Origin of the sequence: Actinomadura sp. GC306, assembly GCF_004348665.1 — a bacterium.
Classification (GTDB): domain Bacteria; phylum Actinomycetota; class Actinomycetes; order Streptosporangiales; family Streptosporangiaceae; genus Spirillospora.
Genome location: NZ_SMKM01000064.1, coordinates 1 through 19,018, shown reverse-complemented (window position 1 = coordinate 19,018; position 19,018 = coordinate 1). Strand labels below are relative to the sequence as shown.

At 72.6% G+C, this 19,018-nt stretch carries 16 protein-coding genes; 11 read left to right on the top strand and 5 right to left on the bottom strand.

What is annotated here, in order from left to right; all coding sequences use genetic code 11:
- Window position 1: 1 nt before the first annotated feature.
- From E1200_RS12245 to E1200_RS12225, 5 genes are read left to right on the top strand one after another with little or no spacing between them, the layout of a single operon-like run.
- Window positions 2–1,201, top strand: coding sequence for an acyl-CoA dehydrogenase family protein (locus E1200_RS12245; RefSeq protein ID WP_131951978.1), 1,200 nt, complete (start codon window positions 2–4; stop codon window positions 1,199–1,201).
- Window positions 1,198–1,974, top strand: a complete 777-nt coding sequence (locus tag E1200_RS12240) for an SDR family oxidoreductase (protein ID WP_131951977.1) — start codon at window positions 1,198–1,200, stop codon at window positions 1,972–1,974. The genes E1200_RS12245 and E1200_RS12240 overlap by 4 nt, the downstream gene beginning before the upstream one ends.
- Window positions 1,975–1,982: 8 nt before the next feature.
- A complete protein-coding gene (locus E1200_RS12235; protein WP_131951976.1) occupies window positions 1,983–2,636 on the top strand; it encodes a TetR/AcrR family transcriptional regulator in 654 nt (217 codons plus the stop codon).
- 23 nt (window positions 2,637–2,659) lie between these two features.
- Window positions 2,660–3,814 carry an acetyl-CoA C-acetyltransferase gene (locus tag E1200_RS12230; RefSeq protein ID WP_131951975.1) on the top strand — a complete coding sequence of 385 codons (1,155 nt, stop codon included), beginning with the start codon at window positions 2,660–2,662 and terminating at the stop codon, window positions 3,812–3,814.
- A 26-nt stretch (window positions 3,815–3,840) separates the two neighbouring features.
- The gene (locus tag E1200_RS12225; RefSeq protein ID WP_131951974.1) at window positions 3,841–5,001 is read left to right on the top strand and encodes an NADH:flavin oxidoreductase; all 1,161 of its coding nucleotides are present in this window, start codon (window positions 3,841–3,843) and stop codon (window positions 4,999–5,001) included.
- Between the two features lie 10 nt (window positions 5,002–5,011).
- On the opposite strand, the gene E1200_RS12220 is transcribed toward E1200_RS12225, so the two are convergent.
- Entirely contained in the window at window positions 5,012–6,157 is a 1,146-nt protein-coding gene (locus tag E1200_RS12220) for an acyl-CoA dehydrogenase family protein (RefSeq protein WP_131951983.1), read from the bottom strand.
- A 110-nt stretch (window positions 6,158–6,267) separates the two neighbouring features.
- Here E1200_RS12220 and E1200_RS12215 point away from each other — a divergent pair, with 110 nt between their 5' ends.
- A complete protein-coding gene (locus tag E1200_RS12215) occupies window positions 6,268–6,966 on the top strand; it encodes a GntR family transcriptional regulator (RefSeq protein WP_131951973.1) in 699 nt (232 codons plus the stop codon).
- 80 nt (window positions 6,967–7,046) lie between these two features.
- Window positions 7,047–8,228 (top strand): acyl-CoA dehydrogenase family protein, encoded by a 1,182-nt coding sequence (locus E1200_RS12210; RefSeq protein WP_131951972.1) that lies wholly within the window; start codon window positions 7,047–7,049, stop codon window positions 8,226–8,228.
- Here the strand turns inward: E1200_RS12210 and E1200_RS12205 are convergent.
- Genes E1200_RS12205 through E1200_RS12190 form a run of 4 tightly spaced genes read right to left on the bottom strand, consistent with a single transcriptional unit; the run spans window position 8,194 to window position 11,678 of the window.
- Window positions 8,194–9,285, bottom strand: a complete 1,092-nt coding sequence (locus tag E1200_RS12205; protein WP_131951971.1) for a nitronate monooxygenase — start codon at window positions 9,283–9,285, stop codon at window positions 8,194–8,196. The genes E1200_RS12210 and E1200_RS12205 overlap by 35 nt on opposite strands.
- A 49-nt stretch (window positions 9,286–9,334) precedes the next feature.
- Complete coding sequence (locus E1200_RS12200) at window positions 9,335–10,066, bottom strand: CoA-transferase (RefSeq protein ID WP_131951982.1); 732 nt, start codon at window positions 10,064–10,066, stop codon at window positions 9,335–9,337.
- A gap of 5 nt (window positions 10,067–10,071) precedes the next feature.
- Window positions 10,072–10,935 carry a CoA-transferase gene (locus tag E1200_RS12195; RefSeq protein ID WP_131951970.1) on the bottom strand — a complete coding sequence of 288 codons (864 nt, stop codon included), beginning with the start codon at window positions 10,933–10,935 and terminating at the stop codon, window positions 10,072–10,074.
- A complete protein-coding gene (locus E1200_RS12190) occupies window positions 10,932–11,678 on the bottom strand; it encodes an enoyl-CoA hydratase family protein (protein WP_131951969.1) in 747 nt (248 codons plus the stop codon). The genes E1200_RS12195 and E1200_RS12190 overlap by 4 nt, the downstream gene beginning before the upstream one ends.
- 66 nt (window positions 11,679–11,744) lie before the next feature.
- Between E1200_RS12190 and E1200_RS12185 the strand changes: the two genes are divergently transcribed.
- From E1200_RS12185 to E1200_RS12170, 4 genes are all read left to right on the top strand, one after another.
- A complete protein-coding gene (locus E1200_RS12185) occupies window positions 11,745–12,530 on the top strand; it encodes an SDR family oxidoreductase (protein WP_131951968.1) in 786 nt (261 codons plus the stop codon).
- Window positions 12,527–13,435: an SDR family oxidoreductase gene (locus E1200_RS12180; protein ID WP_131951967.1), complete on the top strand. Its 909-nt coding sequence runs from the start codon at window positions 12,527–12,529 to the stop codon at window positions 13,433–13,435. The genes E1200_RS12185 and E1200_RS12180 overlap by 4 nt, the downstream gene beginning before the upstream one ends.
- Window positions 13,436–13,692: 257 nt before the next feature.
- Window positions 13,693–17,652: an ATP-dependent RNA helicase HrpA gene (gene hrpA / locus E1200_RS12175; RefSeq protein WP_131951966.1), complete on the top strand. Its 3,960-nt coding sequence runs from the start codon at window positions 13,693–13,695 to the stop codon at window positions 17,650–17,652.
- Window positions 17,653–17,736: 84 nt separating this feature from the next.
- The coding region (locus E1200_RS12170) for a chromosome segregation ATPase (protein WP_243708500.1) at window positions 17,737–19,018 on the top strand (1,282 nt) is incomplete at its 3' end.

Genomic DNA, 19,018 nt, shown 5'->3' with positions numbered 1-19,018 from the left:
CGTGACACAGAACGACTCCCCGGCGGACCGGGCGTTCCGCGCCGAGGTCCGCGACTGGCTGGAGGCCAACCTGTCGGGAGAGTTCGCGCACGCCCGCGGCCTCGGCGGCCCCGGCCGCGAGCACGAGGCGTTCGAGGAGCGGCTCGCCTGGGAGCGGCACATGGCCGCCGCCGGCTGGACGTGCGTGGGCTGGCCCGAGGAGTACGGCGGGCGCGGCGCCACCGTCGAGCAGCAGGTGATCTTCCACGAGGAGTACGCGCTCGCGGACGGCCCCGCCCGGGTCAACCACATCGGCGAGAACCTCCTCGGCCCCACGATCATCGCGTTCGGCACCGACGAGCAGCGCGCCCGCTTCCTCCCGCCGATCGTCGCCGTCGAGGAGCTGTGGTGCCAGGGGTACTCCGAGCCCGGCGCCGGCTCCGACCTCGCCAACGTCCAGACCCGCGCCGAACTGCACGGCGACCACTGGCTGGTCAACGGCCAGAAGGTCTGGACGTCGCTGGCCCTCGAATCGGACTGGTGCTTCGTCGTCTGCCGCACCGAGCCCGGGTCCACCCGGCACGGCGGGCTGTCCTACCTGCTCGTCCCGATGAAGCAGGACGGCGTCGACATCCGGCCCATCGTCCAGCTCACCGGGACCTCGGAGTTCAACGAGGTCTTCTTCGACGGCGCCCGCACCGACGCCGGCAACATCGTGGGGGCGCCCGGCGACGGCTGGAAGATCGCCATGGCCACGCTCGGGTTCGAGCGGGGCGTCGCGACGCTCGGCCAGCAGGTAGGGTTCCGCCGCGAGTTCGAAGGCGTCGCCGAGCTGGCCCGCCGCACCGGCGCCGTCGACGACCCGCTGCTGCGCGACCGGCTGACGCGCTCGTACATGGGCCTGGAGATCATGCGCCTCAACGCGGTGCGGACGATGGCGGGCATCGCCGCCGGGGCCCCCGGGCCCGAGTCGTCCATCTCCAAGCTCGTCTGGAGCACCTGGCACCGGGAGCTCGGGGAACTGGCGATGGACGTCCTCGGCGCCGCCGGCCTCGTCGCCGACGGCGCGCCCTACGATCTGAACGACTGGCAGCGGCTGTTCCTGTTCTCCCGCTCCGACACGATCTACGCCGGGTCGAACGAGATCCAGCGCAACATCATCGCCGAGCGCGTCCTCGGCCTGCCCCGCGAACCCGCCCCGAGCAGAGAGGCACGCCGATGACGCCCCCCTACGTACCCGGGCACGGCCTGCTCGACGGCCGCGCCGTCGTGATCACCGCGGCGGCGGGCGCCGGGATCGGCGGCGCGACCGCGCGCCGCTGCCTGGAGGAGGGTGCCCGCGTCCTGATCTCCGACGCGCACGAGCGGCGGCTCACCGCGTCCGCGGCGGAGCTGGAGAAGGAGTTCGGCGCGGAGCGGGTCGCCGCCCTGCCCTGCGACGTGACCTCGGAGGACCAGGTCCAGGCCCTCTACGACCTGGCCGTGGAACGCTTCGGCCGCATCGACGTCGCGGTCAACAACGCGGGCCTCGGCGGGACCGCCGAACTCGTCGACATGGCCGACGAGCAGTGGAGCCGCGTCCTCGACATCACCCTCACCGGCACCATGCGCTGCACCCGCGCGGCCCTGCGCATCATGCGGGGCCAGGGCTCCGGCGTCGTCGTCAACAACGCCTCGGTGATCGGCTGGCGGGCGCAGAAGGGGCAGTCCCACTACGCCGCCGCCAAGGCCGGGGTCATGGCCCTCACCCGCTGCTCCGCGCTGGAGGCGGCCGAGTTCGGCGTCCGGGTCAACGCCGTCTCGCCGTCGCTCGCCATGCACCCGCACCTGGTCAAGGTGACCTCGGAGGAGCTGCTGGACGAGCTGACCCGCCGCGAGGCGTTCGGCCGCTACGCGGAACCATGGGAGGTGGCCAACGTCATCGTCTTCCTGGCCAGCGACTACTCCTCGTACATGACGGGCGAGACCGTCTCCGTCTCCTCACAGCACGCTTAGGGACACGCATGAGTCCACGACGGCGCGACGCCGAGGGCACCGCCGCCGCCCGCGCGGAACGGCGGGCCGAGCTGCTCGCCACGGCCGCCGAAGTGTTCGCCTCCCAGGGCTACTCCGCGACCACCGTCCGGAAGGTCGCCGACGCCGCCGGCATCCTCGGCGGCAGCCTCTATTACCACTTCGACTCCAAGGAGGCGATGGCCGACGAGATTCTGTCGACCTTCCTGGACGAGATGTGGGCCGCCTACGAGCGCGTCCTGGAAGCGGAGCTCAGCGCACGCGACACCCTGGAGGGCCTCGTCGTCGAGTCGTTCCGCTCGATCGACCGGCACCGGCCCGCCGTCGTCATCTACCAGAACGAGTCCAAGCACCTCGCGACCAGCGAGCGGTTCCGCTACCTGACGGAGTCGCGGCGCCGCTTCGAGGAGATGTGGCTCTCCCTGCTGGAGCGGGGCGTGCGCGAAGGCGTGTTCCGCGCCGACCTCGACCCGGGCCTCGTCTACCGCTTCATCCGCGACACCGTGTGGGTCGCCGCCACCTGGTACCAGCCGGGCGGGCGGCTGTCGGCCGACGACATCGCCAAGCAGTACCTCGCCATGTTCCTCGAAGGCATCCAGGCGAGCCGCCTCCCACGCACGAGCCAGGAACCACGCACGAGCTAGCCCCCCACGAAGGAGACACCCCCATGGCCGAGGCATACATCGTCGACGCGGTCCGCGCTCCGGTCGGGCGGCGCGGCGGCGGCCTGTCCGGCGCCCACCCCGCCGACCTCGGCGCGCACGTGCTGTCGGCGCTGATGGACCGCACGACCGCCGACCCCGCCGCGGTCGAGGACGTCGTGTTCGGCTGCGTCGACACCGTCGGCCCGCAGGCCGGCGACATCGCCCGCACCTGCTGGCTCGCCGCCGGGCTGCCCGAAGAGGTCCCCGGCGTCACCGTCGACCGCCAGTGCGGCTCCTCGCAGCAGGCCGTGCACTTCGCCGCGCAGGCCGTCCTGTCCGGCACGTCCGACCTGGTCGTGGCGGGCGGCGTGCAGAGCATGTCGCAGATCCCCATCGGGTACGCGATGACCGCCGCCGAACCGCTCGGCTTCACCGAGGGGCCCTTCGCCGGCTCCAAGGGCTGGGTCCGCCGCTACGGCGACGGCGAGGTGTCGCAGTTCAACGGCGCCGAGATGATCGCCCGCGACTGGGACCTCACCCGCGAGGAGATGGAGCGGTTCGCCTACGAATCGCACCAGCGCGCCATCCGCGCCATCGACGAGGGACGGTTCGAGCGCGAGATCGTCCCCTACGAGGGCGTCGCCTCCGACGAGGGACCGCGCCGCGACACCACCCTGGAGAAGATGGCGGGCCTGAAGACCCTCGTCGACGGCGGACGGCTCACCGCCGCCGTCTCCTCCCAGATCTCCGACGGCGCCGCCGCCCTGCTCATCGCCTCCGAGCAGGCCGTCCGCGACCACGGGCTCACCCCCCGCGCCCGCATCCACCACATCTCCGCCCGCGGCGAAGACCCCATCAGGATGCTGTCCGCGCCGATCCCCGCCACCGCGTACGCGTTGAAGAAGGCCGGCATGACGATCGGCGACATCGACGCCGTCGAGATCAACGAGGCGTTCGCGCCCGTCGTGCTCGCCTGGCTCAAGGAGACCGGCGCCGACCCCGCCACCACCAACCCCAACGGCGGCGCCATCGCCCTCGGCCACCCCCTCGGCGCCACCGGCGCCCGCCTCATGACGACCCTCCTCCACGAACTGGAGCGCACCGGCGGCCGCTACGGCCTCCAGACCATGTGCGAAGGCGGCGGCCAGGCGAACGTCACGATCATCGAACGCCTCTGACCCCCGACGAGATCCGGAGTCCGCCCGTGGACGTGTTCGAACCGGCCCGGCTGGGGCCGCTCACCCTGCGCAACCGTGTGATCAAGGCGGCGACCTTCGAGGGGATGACGCCGGACGCGGTGGTGTCCGATGACCTGATCGAGTACCACCGGCGTCCCGCGGCCGGGGGAGTGGCCATGACGACCGTCGCGTACTGCGCGGTCGCCCCGGAGGGGCGGACGGAGGGCGGGCAGATCTGGATGCGGCCCGAGGCCGTGCCCGGCCTGCGGCGCCTCACCGACGCCGTCCACGCCGAGGGCGCCGCCGCGTCCGCGCAGATCGGGCACGCCGGGCCCGTCGCGGACGCCAGCTCGACCAGGCTGCCCGCGGTCTCGGCGGGGCGGTTCTTCAACCCGCTCGGCATGCGGTTCACCAAGGTGGCCACGGCCGAGGACATCGACCGCATCACCCGGGCGCACGCCGAGGCGGCGCGGCTGGCGATCGAGTCGGGCTTCGACGCGGTCGAGATCCACTTCGGGCACAACTACCTCGCCAGCTCGTTCCTCAGCCCCCGGCTCAACCGGCGCAAGGACGCCTACGGCGGCCCGATCGAGAACCGCGCGAAGGTCGCGCTCGGCATTGCCCGCGCCGTCCGCGACGAGGTCGGCGACCGCATCGCGGTCACCGCCAAGCTCAACATGCGCGACGGCGTCCGCGGCGGCCTGGAGATCGACGACAGCCTCTACGTGGCGCGCCGCCTCCAGGAGGAGGGCACCGTCGACGCGCTGGAGCTGACCGCCGGCAGCTCGCTGCTCAACCCGATGTACCTGTTCCGCGGCGAGATGCCCGTCGCCGAGTTCGCCGCCAGCTACAAGCTGCCGCTGCGCATCGGCATGCGGATGTTCGGCAAGAAGTTCCTGCGCACCTACCCCTACCAGGACGCCTACCTGCTCGAACACGCGCGGAGGTTCCGCGCCGAACTGGATCTGCCGCTGATCCTGCTCGGCGGCATCACCGACCGCGCGACCATGGACAAGGCCATGGGGGAGGGGTTCCAGTTCGTCGCGATGGCCCGCGCGCTCCTGCGGGAACCCGACCTGGTGAACCGCATCGCCGCCGATTCGTCCACGCCCTCGCTGTGCATCCACTGCAACCGCTGCGTCCCCACGATCTACAAGGGGACGCACTGCCCCGTCATCCCGGCCTGACCGCGGGCCGCTAGATCCGGTTCCGGTCGATGAGCTGCTTGACGATCACGTTGCGCTGGATCTCGTTGGTCCCCTCGCCGACGATCATGAGCGGGGCGTCGCGGAAGTAGCGCTCGATGTCGAACTCCGTGGAGTAGCCGGCCGCGCCGTGGATGCGGACCGCGTTCAGCGCGATCTGCATGGCCGCCTCGGACGCGTACAGCTTGGCCATGCCCGCCTCCATGTCGCAGCGCCCGCCCGTGTCGAGGCGCACGGCGGCGTCGAGGGTGAGCAGCCGCGCGGCGCGCAGCTGCACGGCCATGTCGGCGAGGTAGTTGCCGATGGACTGGTGCTGCCAGATCGGCTTGCCGAACGCCTCGCGCTCCTGGGCGTAGCGGAGCGAGTCCTCCAGGGCGGCGCGCCCCACGCCCAGCGCGCGTGCGGCCACCTGGATCCGGCCCACCTCCAGGCCCCGCATCATCTGGGCGAACCCGTGCCCCTCCTCGCCGCCGAGCACCGCGTCGAGCGGCGCCTCGTAGCCGTCGAACGACAGCTCGCAGCTCTCCACGCCCTTGTAGCCGAGCTTGGGCAGGTCGCGCGAGACGGTCAGCCCGGGGCCCTTCTCCGCCAGCAGGATGCTGATGCCCCGGTGCCGCGGCGACGCGTCCGGGTCGGTCTTGCACATCAGCGCGATCAGGCCCGACATGCGCGCGTTGGTGATCCACATCTTGGCGCCGTCAACGACGTACCGGTCGCCGCTGCGCCGCGCGGTCGTGGTCATCGCCTGCAGGTCCGAGCCGCCGGACGGCTCGGTCAGCGCCATCGTGGCGCGCAGCTCGCCGGTGGCCATCCGCGGCAGGTAGCGGGCCTTCTGCTCCTCCGTCCCGAACACCGCGAGCAGGTGCGAGACGACCGTGTGCCCGCCGAACGCCCCCGCCAGGGTCATCCAGCCGCGCGCCAGCTCCTCGGTGACCAGCGCGTAGCACGCCTTGGACACGCCGGCCTCGCCGTACGGCTCGGGCACGGCGAGCCCGTACACGCCGAGCTCCTTCATCCGGTCGATGAGGTTGGCGGGATAGGTCCCCGCGTGCTCCAGTTCCCGGGCGACCGGGCGGACCTCCTTGTCGACGAAGTCCGCGACCACCTCGACGATGGCGCGCTCCTCGCCGCTGAGCATGAACACTGCCGCAGGTCTCCTCCCGCACGGGCGCATCCCGGGCATTTCATATATTTGATTTGCCGGTCCGGGATGTCAACATGTGGGGACGGCACAGGCGCGGGGGGACGATGGCAGTGGCATCCGGCGGCGGGCAGGCCCTCGGCAGGCGCCGCCAGCTTAGCGACGAGGTGGCCGCCTACGTGCGCGAGCTCATCATGTCGGGCCAGGTCGGGCACGGGGAGTTCCTGCGCCTGGAGCGGATCGCCGACGACCTCGGGATCAGCGTCACCCCCGTCCGGGAGGCCCTGCTGTCGCTGCGCGGCGAGGGGTTCGTCACGCTGGAGCCGCGGCGGGGATTCATGCCCGCCCCGCTGACCAGGCAGGACGTCCAGGACCTGTTCGAGGCGCAGGCGTACTTCGCCGGCGAGCTCGCCGCCCGCGCCGCCGAGAAGATCACCGAGGCGGAGCTGGAGTCGCTCGCCCGCACGCAGGAGCTGCTGGAGCGGGCGTCCGCGAGCGGGGACGCCGACGCCATCGAGGCGGCCAACCACCGGTTCCACCGGGGCATCAACCTGTGCGCCGACTCGCCCAAGACGGCGTGGCTGCTGCGGCTCGTCGTGCGGTACGCGCCGCGCCGCTTCTACTCCAGCATCCAGGGCTGGACCCAGGCGTCGGTGGACGACCACCACCTCGTCCTGGCCGCCCTGCGGGCCGCGGACGCGGGCGCCGCACGGCAGGCGATGCGCGCCCACATCCGGCACGCGGGCACGCTGCTGGTCGTCCACCTGGAAGGGCAGGGCTTCTGGGACGACGGTGGACGCGGATAGGGGCAGGCCCCTCTTCCGGCGGTCGGGTAACGCGCAATATCGTATAAAAAATTGAATTTCTCCCCGGGAGGAACGCGCACGTGAGCAGGCTGCAGCAGACGCACGGGCTGTCGGACGAGCAACGGGAGATCATCGCGACCGTGCGCGCGTTCGTCGAGAAGGAGATCATCCCGGTCGCCGCCGAGCTGGAGCGCGCCGACGAGTACCCGCAGGCGATCGTGGACGCGATGAAGGAGCTCGGCCTGTTCGGGCTCATGATCGACGAGGAGCACGGCGGCCTCGGCGAGTCGCTGCTCACCTACGCGCTGGTGGTCGAGGAGCTGGCCCGGGGCTGGATGAGCGTGTCGGGCATCGTCAACACCCACTTCATCGTCGCCTGGATGATCACCCAGCACGGGACCCCGGAGCAGCGGGCGCACTACCTGCCGAAGATGGCGACCGGGGAGATCCGCGGCGCGTTCTCGATGTCGGAGCCCGGCTGCGGCTCGGACGTCTCGGCGATCACCACCCGCGCCGTCCCGGACGGCGACCACCACGTCATCGACGGCCAGAAGATGTGGCTGACCAACGGCGCCTCCGCCAACCTCGTCGCCACCCTCGTCAAGACCGACCCGGACGCCGGCCACCGCGGCATGACGACGTTCCTGGTCGACAAGACCCCCGGCTTCGGCGAGGTCGCGCCCGGCCTGACCGTCCCCGGCAAGATCGGGAAGCTGGGGTACAAGGGCATCGACACGACCGAGCTGCTCTTCGACGGGTTCCGGATCCCGTCCGCGCAGATCCTCGGCGGGACGCCCGGCCGCGGCTTCTACCAGATGATGGACGGCGTCGAGGTCGGCCGCGTCAACGTCGCCGCGCGGGCCTGCGGCGTCGCGCGGCGCGCCTACGAGCTGGCCGTCCGGTACGCGCGGCAGCGCGAGGCGTTCGGCCGGCCGATCGCCGAGCACCAGGCGGTGCTGTTCCGCATCGCGGAGATGGCCACGAAGGTCGAGGCGGCGCACCAGATGACGGTGATGGCGGCGCGGCGCAAGGACTCCGGCGAGCGCAACGACCTGGAGGCGGGCATGGCCAAGTACCTCGCCGGCGAGTACTGCAAGGAGGTCGTGGAGGACGCGTTCCGCATCCACGGCGGCTACGCCTACTCCACCGAGTACGAGATCGAGCGCCTCTACCGCGAGGCGCCGATGCTGCTGATCGGCGAGGGCACCGCCGACATCCAGAAGATGATCATCGGCCGCCGGCTGCTGGAGTCGGCGGGCTGACCAGCGCGGCCTGCTGGGCGGCGATCGCCGCCGCGGCCTGCGCCACGATGGAGCCGATCAGCTCCTCGCAGGTCGGTAGGTCGTCGATGACGCCGACGACCTGGCCGGACGCCATCACGCCGAGGTCGGGGCGGCCGTCCACCATGGCCGCCTTCAGCAGCATCGGCGTGTTGGCGGCCATGAGCACCTGCGACCAGGACAGGTCCTTGCCGTGCTTCATGGCCTTCCCGTCGGCGATCATCTCGCGCCACGACATGCCCGACAGCCGCTTGAACCGGGCGCCGTTGCGCAGCGCCCGGACGAGCCCGCCGATCCGGCCGGAGCCCTCCAGGGAGTCGACCAGCTCGCTGCGCAGCACCCGGTGCGGCATGCCGTCCACCTGGCGGGTCACCACGGTCTCGCCGGTGTCGAGGTAGACCTGCTTGACCGCGTCCGGGACGGAGCTGTCGGACGTCAGCAGGAACCGGGTGCCCATCGCGACGCCCGCCGCGCCGTACGCCAGGGCGGCGGCGAGGCCGCGCCCGTCGAAGAATCCGCCGGCGGCGATCACCGGGATGTCCACCGCGTCCACGACCTGCGGCAGCAGCAGCGTCGTCGCGACGGGACCGGTGTGCCCGCCGCCCTCGCCGCCCTGCACGAGGACGGCGTCGGCGCCCCAGCCCGCGACCTTCTCCGCGTGCCGCCGCGCGCCGACCGACGGGATGACCACCAGGCCGGCGTCCTTCAGCTTCGCGATCAGCTCCCGCTTCGGCGCGAGCGCGAACGAGGCGACCTTGACACCCTCCTTGATCATGAGGTCGATGCGGTCGCCCGCGTCGCCGGCGTCGGCGCGCAGGTTCACCCCGAACGGCGCGCCGGTGCGCTCCTTGACCTCGCGGATCGCCCCGGCGAGCTCGTCGAGCGTCATCGTCGCCGACGCCAGGATCCCGAGACCGCCCGCGTTCGCGACCGCGGTGACCAGCCGCGGCCCGGCGACCCAGCCCATCCCCGTCTGGACGACGGGATGCCGGACGCCGGTCAGCCGCGTCAGCGCCGTGTCGAGCACCTGCTCGCTCATGCGTGCCTCCTGTGGGGGGCGACCCCCCACACCTCCCGGTTCGCTTCGCTCATGATGAGACTTCCCTCTCCCGCAGGCCCTTCGGATCGAGCACCTCGCGCATGACCCGCAACTCCTCGTCGTTCGGGAGCCGCGTCTCGGGCACGTCGTCCGGGACGGCCAGCTCGAAGCCCGTGGCGGCCACCACGTCCTCGACGCGCACGTCCGGATGCACCGAGCGGAGCCGCATCCGCCGGTCCGGCGTCTCGAAGTCGAGCACCGCGAGGTTGCTGACCACGGCGCGGATCTCGTGGGCGCCCCGGTCCCAGCCGATCCCGCTCACCATGTCGACCTTCTCGGTGAACACCCGGGTGGAATGCTTCGGAACCCAGTAGCTCGTCGTGTTCAGCAGGGTGTTCCCGGGTCCGCCGCGCACGCCGAGGAGCTGCCGCGTCGGACGCTCCCAGTCGCCGATGCACGAGATGTTCGTGTTGCCGTGCGCGTCGATCTGGCTCGGGCCCATCACCACGTGGCGCCGCCCGTTCAGGACGAGCCACAGGTGGTCGCGGAACGGCAGCCAGCCCTCCACCGTCGCCGCCGGCCTGCCGAGCGGGACCGGCTCGGCGCTCAGCGCGGGGCCGCCGTCCGTGGTCAGCAGGTCCGGCTCGAACGTCGCCCGCGCCAGCCGCGACCCCAGCATCGGCACGAACCCCGCGACCGCCGCCGCGACGATCTCGCCGTCGCCGCGGAAGAGGTCGGCGCAGGCGGCCGCGCACACCTCGGCGCGCGTGATCGAGGTCATGGTGCTCATCGGGACTCCTCCTGCCAGGCCCGGACGGCGTCCTGGTAGGCGGCCTCGTCGCCGGACAGGAAGCGGTCCCGGAACGCGGCCCACTTGTCCGGGTCCGCCGCGGACTGGGCGTAGAACTTCTGGAACGCCTCGTCGCGCCCGTAGTCGGGCGTGCAGTCGGTGAAGTGCGCCCCGTTCGGCGTCTCCACCACGCCTGCCACGTGCGCCCGGCTGATCAGGAGGGACTGCAGCGGCCCCTCCTTGGCGAAGTCGGCGGTATCGACCAGGCGCTCGCACGACACGTACGTCCGGCCGGCCGCCTTGGCGAACAGGTCGTCCATGTAGGGGTCGGGGCCGAGGTACTGGGCGTTGCCGCGGGCGTCGGCGCGGTTCATGTGGACGAGCGCCACGTCCATCGTCAGGGCCGGAACGGCGACCAGCTCCGTGCCGTCCTCGTACGGCGACCGGACCGTCTTCAGCTCCGGGTTGACCCTCAGGACGTCCGAGCCGAGCCCGGCGGGGGTCGGCAGGAACGGGAGCCGGTGCGCCGCCGCGTACAGCCCGAACATGAACATGCCCTCGTCGTACTCGGTCAGCTCGACCGAACCGGTCTGCCGCGCGGTGCGGAAGTGCGGTTCGAGGGGGACCGAGTCCATGGTCACGAAGGCGGTGACCAGCCGGCGGACCTTGCCCGCCGCGCACAGCAGCCCCACGTCCGGGCCCCCGTAGGAGACCACGGTGAGGTCGGTGACGGGGGTGCGGAGGATCGCCCGGACGAGCGCCATCGGCTTGCGCCGCGACCCCCAGCCGCCGATGCCGAGGGTCATGCCGCTCTCCAGCGACCCGGCGACCTCCTCGGCGGAGAGCACCTTGGAACTCATTGCGCCCCCTTGGCGACGAAGGCGTCGCGGTGCTCGTCCCCGGCGCCGGTGAGGTTCAGCTCGAACGTGAAGCCCTGCTCGTAGCGGTAGCTGCGCTTGACGTCGACCGGGTCGATGCCGTTCAGCGACTCCTTGGCGCGCCGGATGACGTACCGGTCCTTGGCGGCGATGTCCCCGGCGACCTCCATGGCCTTCGCGCGCAGTTCCGCCGGCGGCACGACCTCCAGGACCGAGCCGTGGTGGTGCAGTTCACCGGCCGTGACGTTGCGGCACGTGTAGACCATCGCGCGCATCAGGTGCTGCGGGACGAGCCGCGCCAGGTGGGTGGCGGCGCCGAGCGCGCCCCGGTCCACCTCCGGGAGGCCGAAGTAGGCGTCCTCGGACGCGATCACGATGTCGGCGTTGCCCGCGAGGCCGACGCCGCCGCCGAGGCAGAACCCGTGCACGGCGGCCACCACCGGGACCTCGCAGTCGTAGACGGCCGCGAACGCCGCGTAGCAGCCGCGGTTGGCCCCCACCAGGGCGCCGTGGCCCTCGGTGCTCTGCATCTCCTTGATGTCGACGCCCGCGTTGAAGCCCCGCCCCTCGGCGCGGAGCACGACCGCGCCGACCTGCGGGTCGCGGCCCGCCGCGAGCAGCGCGTCGGCCAGCTCGTACCACCCGGCGACGGTCAGCGCGTTGACCGGCGGCGCGTCCACGACGATCTCGGCGACCCCGTCCAGGGTCGTGGTGGAGACTCCCATGCGCTACCTTTCCACCAAACATTTGTTAGAACAGAAGGTAGCAGAGGCGCACGGAGGAGGCGGGGGATGTCCCTGACGCTCGATCTGGCCGGCCGGACCGCCGTGGTGACCGGTGGCGTCCGCGGGGTCGGTGCCGGTATCTCCCGGGCCCTCCTGGAGGCGGGCGCCGACGTCGTCGCCGTCGCCCGGCGCGAACCGGAGTCGCTGCCCGAGGCGGGCGGCCGGCCGGCGCGGTTCGCGGCGCTCGACGCCCGCGACCCGGACGCCGCCCAGGAGTTCGCCGACGGCCTCGACCGCGTGGACATCCTGGTCAACAACGCGGGCGGCGGGCCGTTCCTGCCCCTCGCCGAGGGGCCGCTGCGCACCCACCTCAAGATCATCGAACTCAATCTGACCTCCGCGCTGATCATGTCGAGAGTGCTCCAGCCCCGGATGCTGGAGACGGGCGGCGGCTCGATCGTCAACATCGGCAGCGTGAGCGGCGTGCGTCCCTCGCCCGGCACCTCCGCCTACGGCGCCGCCAAGGCCGGCCTGCACAGCCTGACCCGGTCCCTGGCCGTCGAGTGGGCGCCGCACGTCCGGGTCAACACGCTCGTCCTCGGCATGATCCGGACCGAGTCCGCGCACCTGCACTACGGCGACGAGGAGGGGATCGCGGCGATCGGACGCACCGTCCCGATGGGCCGCCTCGGCACCCCCGACGAGGTCGGCGCCGCCTGCGCGTACCTCGCCTCGGACCTGGCCGCCTACATCACCGGCACGGAGATGCTGATGCACGGCGGGGGAGAGCGGCCCGCCTTCCTGGACGCCGCCACCGTGAACAAGGACCCGAACGAGAAGGAGCCGCGATGATCTGCAAGGACCGGGTGGTCGCCGTCACCGGAGCCGGCCGCGGCCTCGGCCGCGCGCACGCCCTGGAATTCGCCCGCCAAGGCGCCCTCGTCGTCGTCAACGACCTCGGCGTGGCTCGGGACGGGACCGGCGACGCGTCGGAGGGGCCCGCGCAGGACGTCGTCCGGGAGATCGAGGCCCTTGGCGGCCGGGCCGTGGCCAGCACCGACGACATCGCCACCGACGCCGGCGCCGCCGCGCTCGTCGAGACGGCGACCGGCGCGTTCGGGCGGCTCGACACGCTCGTCAACAACGCCGGGTTCCTGCGCGACCGCATGCTGATCAACCTGGACGAGGACGAGTGGGACGCCGTAATGCGCGTCCACCTCAAGGGCCACTTCCTGCCGCTCAAGCACGCCGGCCGGTACTGGCGCGCCGAGAGCAAGGCGGGCCGCCCGGTGGACGGACGCGTGATCAACACGTCCTCCGGCGCGGGGCTGCTCGGCAGCGTCGGGCAGGGCAACTACTCCGCCGCCAAGGCCGGCATCGTCGGGCTCACGCTCGTCGCGTCCGCCGAACTCGGCCGCTACGGGGTCACGGTGAACGCGATCGCGCCCGCCGCCCGCACCCGGATGACCGAGGAGGTCTTCGCGCAGACGATGGCGGCCCCGGCCGAGGGCGAGTTCGACGCCATGGCGCCGGAGAACGTCTCCCCGCTCGTGGTGTGGCTCGGCTCCGCCGGGTCGCGGGACGTGACCGGGCGCGTCTTCGAGGCCGAGGGCGGCAAGATCTGCGTGATGGACGCCTTCCGGCACGGCCCCGCGGCCGACAAGGGCGCGAGGTGGGATCCCGCCGAGGTCGGCGACGTGGTCACGGACCTGCTGGCCAAGGCGCCCGCCCCCGAACCCGTCTACGGCGCGGGCTGACGCGGAGCCGGCTGACGGCGGGCCGGCTGACGGCGAGGCAGGCCGACGGCGGGGGCGAACGGCGGCGGGGCGGGCGGCGGAATGCCGCCCGCCGGAGCGGCGTTCCAGAAGGGTGCCGCCGGAAAAACGGATCGCCCCCGCGGGGCGTTCCGGCTACGGTGCGAGGGTTCGCAGGGTGAGCGGGAGCCGAGGGCCCCGAACCTTATCCTTGTCGAAGCCCTTGTCGATCCCCGAGTCGATGCCCCGTGCCGATCACCATGAGGACGCCTGTGACACCGCCGCTCGCCGATCTGCGCGCGCGCCTCCCGGAGCTGATGCTGCGCGACCAGCACCGGCTGCGCCGCCGTGTCGAGGGCGTGCGGAAGATGCGCGACGCGGGGCGGCGCGCCCGGGTCGCGGCGGAGATCACCGCCGACGTCGAGGCCGCCGAGCGGCGGGTCGAGCGGCGGCGGCTCGCCGTGCCCGCGATCACCTACCCCGAGCAGCTTCCGGTCTCGCGGAAGAAGGACGACATCCTCGCCGCGGTCCGCGACCACCAGGTCGTGATCGTCGCGGGGGAGACCGGCTCCGGCAAGACCACCCAGATCCCCAAGATCTGCCTGGAGCTCGGCCGGGGCGTGCTCGGCTCGATCGGGCACACCCAGCCGCGCCGGCTGGCCGCCCGCACCGTCGCCGACCGCATCGCCGAGGAGCTCGGCACCGAACTCGGCGACACCGTCGGCTACAAGGTGCGCTTCACCGACCGGTCCAGCGACGACACGCTCGTCAAGCTGATGACGGACGGCATCCTCCTCGCCGAGATCCAGAACGACCGGTTGCTGCGGCAGTACGACACCCTCATCATCGACGAGGCGCATGAGCGCAGCCTGAACATCGACTTCCTGCTCGGCTACCTCAAGGAGATCCTGCCGCAGCGCCCCGACCTCAAGGTGATCATCACCTCGGCGACGATCGACCCGGAGCGCTTCTCCGAGCACTTCGGCGGAGCGCCGATCGTGGAGGTGTCCGGGCGCACGTATCCGGTCGAGGTCCGGTACCGCCCGGTCACCGACCCGGACGACCCGTCCGCCGACCCCGACCGCGACCAGATCCAGGCGATCGTCGACGCCGTCGACGAGCTCGGCCGCGAGGACCCCGGCGACGTGCTGGTGTTCCTCTCCGGCGAACGGGAGATCCGCGACACCGCCGACGCGCTGACCAAGCACTTCACCCGGCGCAGGACCGCCACCGAGGTCCTGCCCCTCTACGCGCGGCTGTCGGCGGCCGAGCAGCACCGCGTGTTCCGGCCGCACGGCGGGCGGCGGGTCGTCCTCGCCACCAACGTCGCCGAGACGTCGCTGACCGTCCCGGGCATCAGGTACGTCGTCGACCCGGGCACCGCCCGCATCTCCCGCTACAGCCACCGCCTGAAGGTGCAGCGGCTCCCGATCGAGCCGGTCTCGCAGGCGTCGGCGAACCAGCGCAAGGGGCGCTGCGGACGCGTCGCCGAGGGCATCTGCATCCGGCTCTACTCCGAGGAGGACTTCGAGTCCCGCCCGGAGTTCACCGACCCGGAGATCCTGCGCACGAACCTCGCGTCGGTCATCCTGCAGATGACCGCGCTCGGCCTCGGCGACATCGCCGCGTTCCCGTTCGTGGAGCCGCCGGACCGCCGCAACGTCAAGGCGGGCGTCGACCTGCTCCACGAGCTCGGCGCGATCGACCCGGCCGAGAAGGACCCCCGCAAGCGGCTCACCCCGCTCGGACGCCGGCTCGCCCAGCTGCCCATCGACCCGCGGCTGGGCCGCATGGTCCTGGAAGCCGACCGCAACGGCTGCGTCCGCGAGGTGCTGATCATCGCGGCGGCGCTGTCGATCCAGGACCCGCGGGAGCGGCCCGCCGAGCACCAGCAGGCCGCCGACGAGCACCACCGCCGCTTCGCCGACCCCACCTCGGACTTCCTCGCCTACCTGAACCTGTGGAACCACCTGCGCGAGCGGCAGCGGGAGCTGTCGGGCAGCGCGTTCCGCCGCATGTGCAAGAACGAGTTCCTGCACTTCCTGCGCATCCGCGAATGGCAGGACCTGCACGGCCAGCTCAAACAGGTCGCCAAGTCCCTCGGCGTCACGCTCAACACCGCCGACGCCCCGCCCGACCGCATCCACATCTCGCTGCTCGCCGGCCTCCTGTCGCACATCGGGCTCGCCGACACCGACAAGAAGGACGCCGGGAAGGACGGCCGCAAGGACGGGCGGCGCCGCACCCAGGAGTACCTCGGCGCCCGCGGCGCGAAGTTCGCCGTGTTCCCCGGGTCGTCGCTGTTCAAGAAGCCGCCGCGGTGGGTGATGTCGGCGGAGCTCGTGGAGACGTCCCGCCTGTGGGGCCGCGTGAACGCGAAGATCGAGCCGGACTGGATCGAGCCGCTCGCGCAGCACCTCGTGAAGCGCAACTACAGCGAGCCGCACTGGTCGAAGAAGCAGGCGGCGGTCATGGCGCGCGAGAAGGTCACCCTCTACGGGGTGCCGATCGTCGCCGACCGCCGCGTCAATTACGGCTCCATCGACCCCGCGCTGTCCCGCGAGCTGTTCATCCGGCACGCCCTCGTCGAAGGCGACTGGGAGACCCACCACCGGTTCTTCCACGACAACCGCGCGCTGCTGGACGAGGTGGAGGAGCTGGAGCACCGCGCCCGGCGCCGCGACATCCTCGTCGACGACGAGACCCTCTTCGACTTCTACGACGAGCGCGTACCCGAGGACGTCGTGTCCGGGCGGCACTTCGACGCCTGGTGGAAGAAGGCCCGGCACGCCGACCCCGACCTGCTCGGGTTCGAGAAGTCGATGCTCATGAACGAGGCCGCGGGCGACGTCAGCGAGGCCGACTATCCCGGCGTGTGGAAGCAGGGGCCGCTGCGCCTGCGGCTGACCTACCAGTTCGAGCCGGGCGCCGACGCCGACGGCGTGACGGTGCACATCCCCGTCCAGGTGCTCAACCAGGTCCGCCCGGACGGCTTCGACTGGCAGGTGCCGGGGCTGCGCGCCGAGCTGGTCACCGAGCTGATCCGGTCGCTGCCCAAGCAGCTGCGCGTCAACTTCGTCCCGGCGCCCGACTACGCCCGCAAGATCCTCGACCGGGTCGCCCCGCGCACCGAGCCGCTCCTGGACGCCCTGGAACGCGAGCTGACCGCGATGACCAGCGTGCCCGTCGCGCGCGAGGCGTGGGACCCGTCCCGGCTCCCCGCCCACCTGCGCATCACCTTCCGCGTCGTGGACGACGCCACCGGCCGCACCCTCGGCGAGGGCACGGGCCTGGACGAGCTGAAACGCCGCCTCGCGGGCAAGGTGCGCGGAACGCTGTCGAAGGCCGCGTCCACCATCGAGCGCTCCGGCCTCACCGACTGGACGATCGGCGAGCTGCCCCGCACCTACGAGCGCAGCCAGGCCGGCTACGCGGTCAAGGCGTACCCCGCGCTGACCGACGAAGGGGACGGCGTCGCCGTCCGGATGTACGAGACCGAGGCGGAGCAGCGCCGCGCCATGTGGCTCGGCACGCGCAGGCTGATCCTGCTGAACGCGCCGTCACCGGTGAAGCTCATCCAGAGCCGCTTGACCAACAAGGGCAAGCTCGCTCTCAGCCACAACCCCCACGGCTCCGTCGCGGCCCTCTTCGAGGACTGCGTCACCGCCGCCGCGGACCGGCTCATCGCCGAGGCCGGCGGGCCCGCGTGGGACGAGGACGGCTACCGCGCCCTGTACGACCGGGTCCGCGCCGACCTGCACGACGCGACCGCGCAGATCACCGGCCTGGTCGAGCGCATCCTGGCCGAGGCGCACGAGGTCGACCGGCGGCTGCGCGGCACGGCGAGCCTGACCCTCGTCCCGGCGCTGACCGACATCCGCGGGAACCTCGCCGCCCTCATCCACCCGGGGTTCGTCACGGCGACCGGGTGGGGGCGGCTGCCCGATCTGCCCCGCTACCTGCGCGCCCTGCAGATCAGGCTCGACAAGCTCCCCGAGAACCCCGGACGCGACCGGCTGCTCGCGCAGCAGGCCGGCGTCCTGGCGCAGGAGTACGAGCACGCCCTCCGCCGTTTGCCGCCGACCCGCCGGGAGGAGGAGCCCGCCCGGCAGATCCGCTGGATGCTGGAGGAGCTGCGGGTCAGCCTGTTCGCCCAGCAGCTCGGCACGCGCTTCCCGGTGTCCGACAAGCGCATCCGCAAGGCGATGGCCCAACTCTGAGGCACCCGGCCTGGACGGGCGGCATCCCCACATCTGCCACCCAAGTCACTGCAGCAACCCGGTACAGGTCGTAAGGTTCATTCCATGCCTAACAGCGAAGAGCGCGACAATAGCGGCCGCGAGGGGCTGGCCGCGGCTCCCCGGGTGGGCGCTGTCGCCGGCGGTGCGGGGGACGGGGGGCCCGCCGAGACGGCGGTCGCCCGGGTGGGCGACCCGGTGACGATGTGGCCGTGCGCCAACTGCGGCCGGCCGGTCCCGCAGCCGAGGGGCGCCGTCCGCGCCGTCCGCTACTGCCAGGACAACGACGGCGCCTGCGCCAGCGAGGCACGCGACCGCCGCGAGCGCGGCCGGGACGCGCCGGGCCTCACCGGGCAGGTCGCCTCCGCCTGGGAGATGGTCGAGCGGCTGGAGAAGGCCGCCGATCTGCTCGCCGACTCGCTGACCTCCGAGCTGAGCGTCGCGGGCGTCGAGCGGCGCGTCGCCGAGGTGCGCGCCGAGGCCGCCCGCGAGCTCGCTGTCGCGCAGAGCGAGCGCGACGCCTCGCAGCGCCGCGCCGAGGAGGCGTGGCAGGAGGCGGCGACCGCGCGGCAGCGCGCCGGCGCGGCCGAGGAGCAGGCCGCGCGGCTGCGCGAGGAGGCCAAGGTCGCCACCGCCAAGCGCGACGCCGCGCAGCAGGCGTGGGAGGAGGCGCACCAGATCGCGCAGCAGTCGATGACCGCGAAGCTCGCCGCCGAGAGCGAGCGCGACCGCGTCGCGGCCCGCGAGACCGAACTGCTCGCCGCGCTGGAGAACGCCCGCGCCGAGCTGGTCGCCCTGCACGCCAAGCTCTCCGAGGCCGAGGGCGCCGCCGAGGCCCAGCGCGTCGAGGCCGCCGTCGCCAAGCAGGGCGCCGAGGACCTCCGCAACGCCATGCGCGACACCGAGGCGCAGCGGCAGCGCGCCATGCAGGCCACGAGCAAGGCCGAGGCCGAACGCACCGCCGCGCAGCGCGCCCAGTCCGAGGCCGAGGCCGAGCTCGTCCGCGCCAACGCGCGCGCCGAGGAGGCCGCCAAGGAGCGCGACGCCGCCCAGGCGCTCGCCAGGGCCGCGACGGCGGAGCGGGACGAGCTCACCGCCAAGGTCAACGACCAGGCCGTCCAGCTGCGGCAGCTCGCCCAGTCGGTGGCCGAGCAGCAGGCCGCGCTCACCGCCCTCGCCGAGGAGCGCGACGCCGCCCGCGCCGAGGCCGACCGCGCCCGCCGGCAGATCGACCAGTTCACGCACAGCACGCTGTCGTCCACCGTCCCGCCGGGCGGCCGGATGGCCGGCGGCGGCACCCCGGCGCCGCCCGCGGGCCACCCCTACGCCCCGGGCATGCCGCCCGCAC

Excerpts from the sequence above, each read along its gene's own strand:
- E1200_RS12240 (WP_131951977.1), top strand. The coding sequence starts at position 1,198 with ATGACGCCCCCCTACGTACCCGGGCACGGCCTGCTCGACGGCCGCGCC.
- E1200_RS12235 (WP_131951976.1), top strand. The coding sequence starts at position 1,983 with ATGAGTCCACGACGGCGCGACGCCGAGGGCACCGCCGCCGCCCGCGCG.
- E1200_RS12230 (WP_131951975.1), top strand. The coding sequence starts at position 2,660 with ATGGCCGAGGCATACATCGTCGACGCGGTCCGCGCTCCGGTCGGGCGG.
- E1200_RS12220 (WP_131951983.1), bottom strand. The coding sequence starts at position 6,157 with ATGCTCAGCGGCGAGGAGCGCGCCATCGTCGAGGTGGTCGCGGACTTC.
- E1200_RS12215 (WP_131951973.1), top strand. The coding sequence starts at position 6,268 with ATGGCAGTGGCATCCGGCGGCGGGCAGGCCCTCGGCAGGCGCCGCCAG.
- E1200_RS12205 (WP_131951971.1), bottom strand. The coding sequence starts at position 9,285 with ATGAGCGAGCAGGTGCTCGACACGGCGCTGACGCGGCTGACCGGCGTC.
- E1200_RS12200 (WP_131951982.1), bottom strand. The coding sequence starts at position 10,066 with ATGACCTCGATCACGCGCGCCGAGGTGTGCGCGGCCGCCTGCGCCGAC.
- E1200_RS12195 (WP_131951970.1), bottom strand. The coding sequence starts at position 10,935 with ATGAGTTCCAAGGTGCTCTCCGCCGAGGAGGTCGCCGGGTCGCTGGAG.
- E1200_RS12190 (WP_131951969.1), bottom strand. The coding sequence starts at position 11,678 with ATGGGAGTCTCCACCACGACCCTGGACGGGGTCGCCGAGATCGTCGTG.
- E1200_RS12185 (WP_131951968.1), top strand. The coding sequence starts at position 11,745 with ATGTCCCTGACGCTCGATCTGGCCGGCCGGACCGCCGTGGTGACCGGT.
- E1200_RS12180 (WP_131951967.1), top strand. The coding sequence starts at position 12,527 with ATGATCTGCAAGGACCGGGTGGTCGCCGTCACCGGAGCCGGCCGCGGC.
- hrpA (WP_131951966.1), top strand. The coding sequence starts at position 13,693 with ATGAGGACGCCTGTGACACCGCCGCTCGCCGATCTGCGCGCGCGCCTC.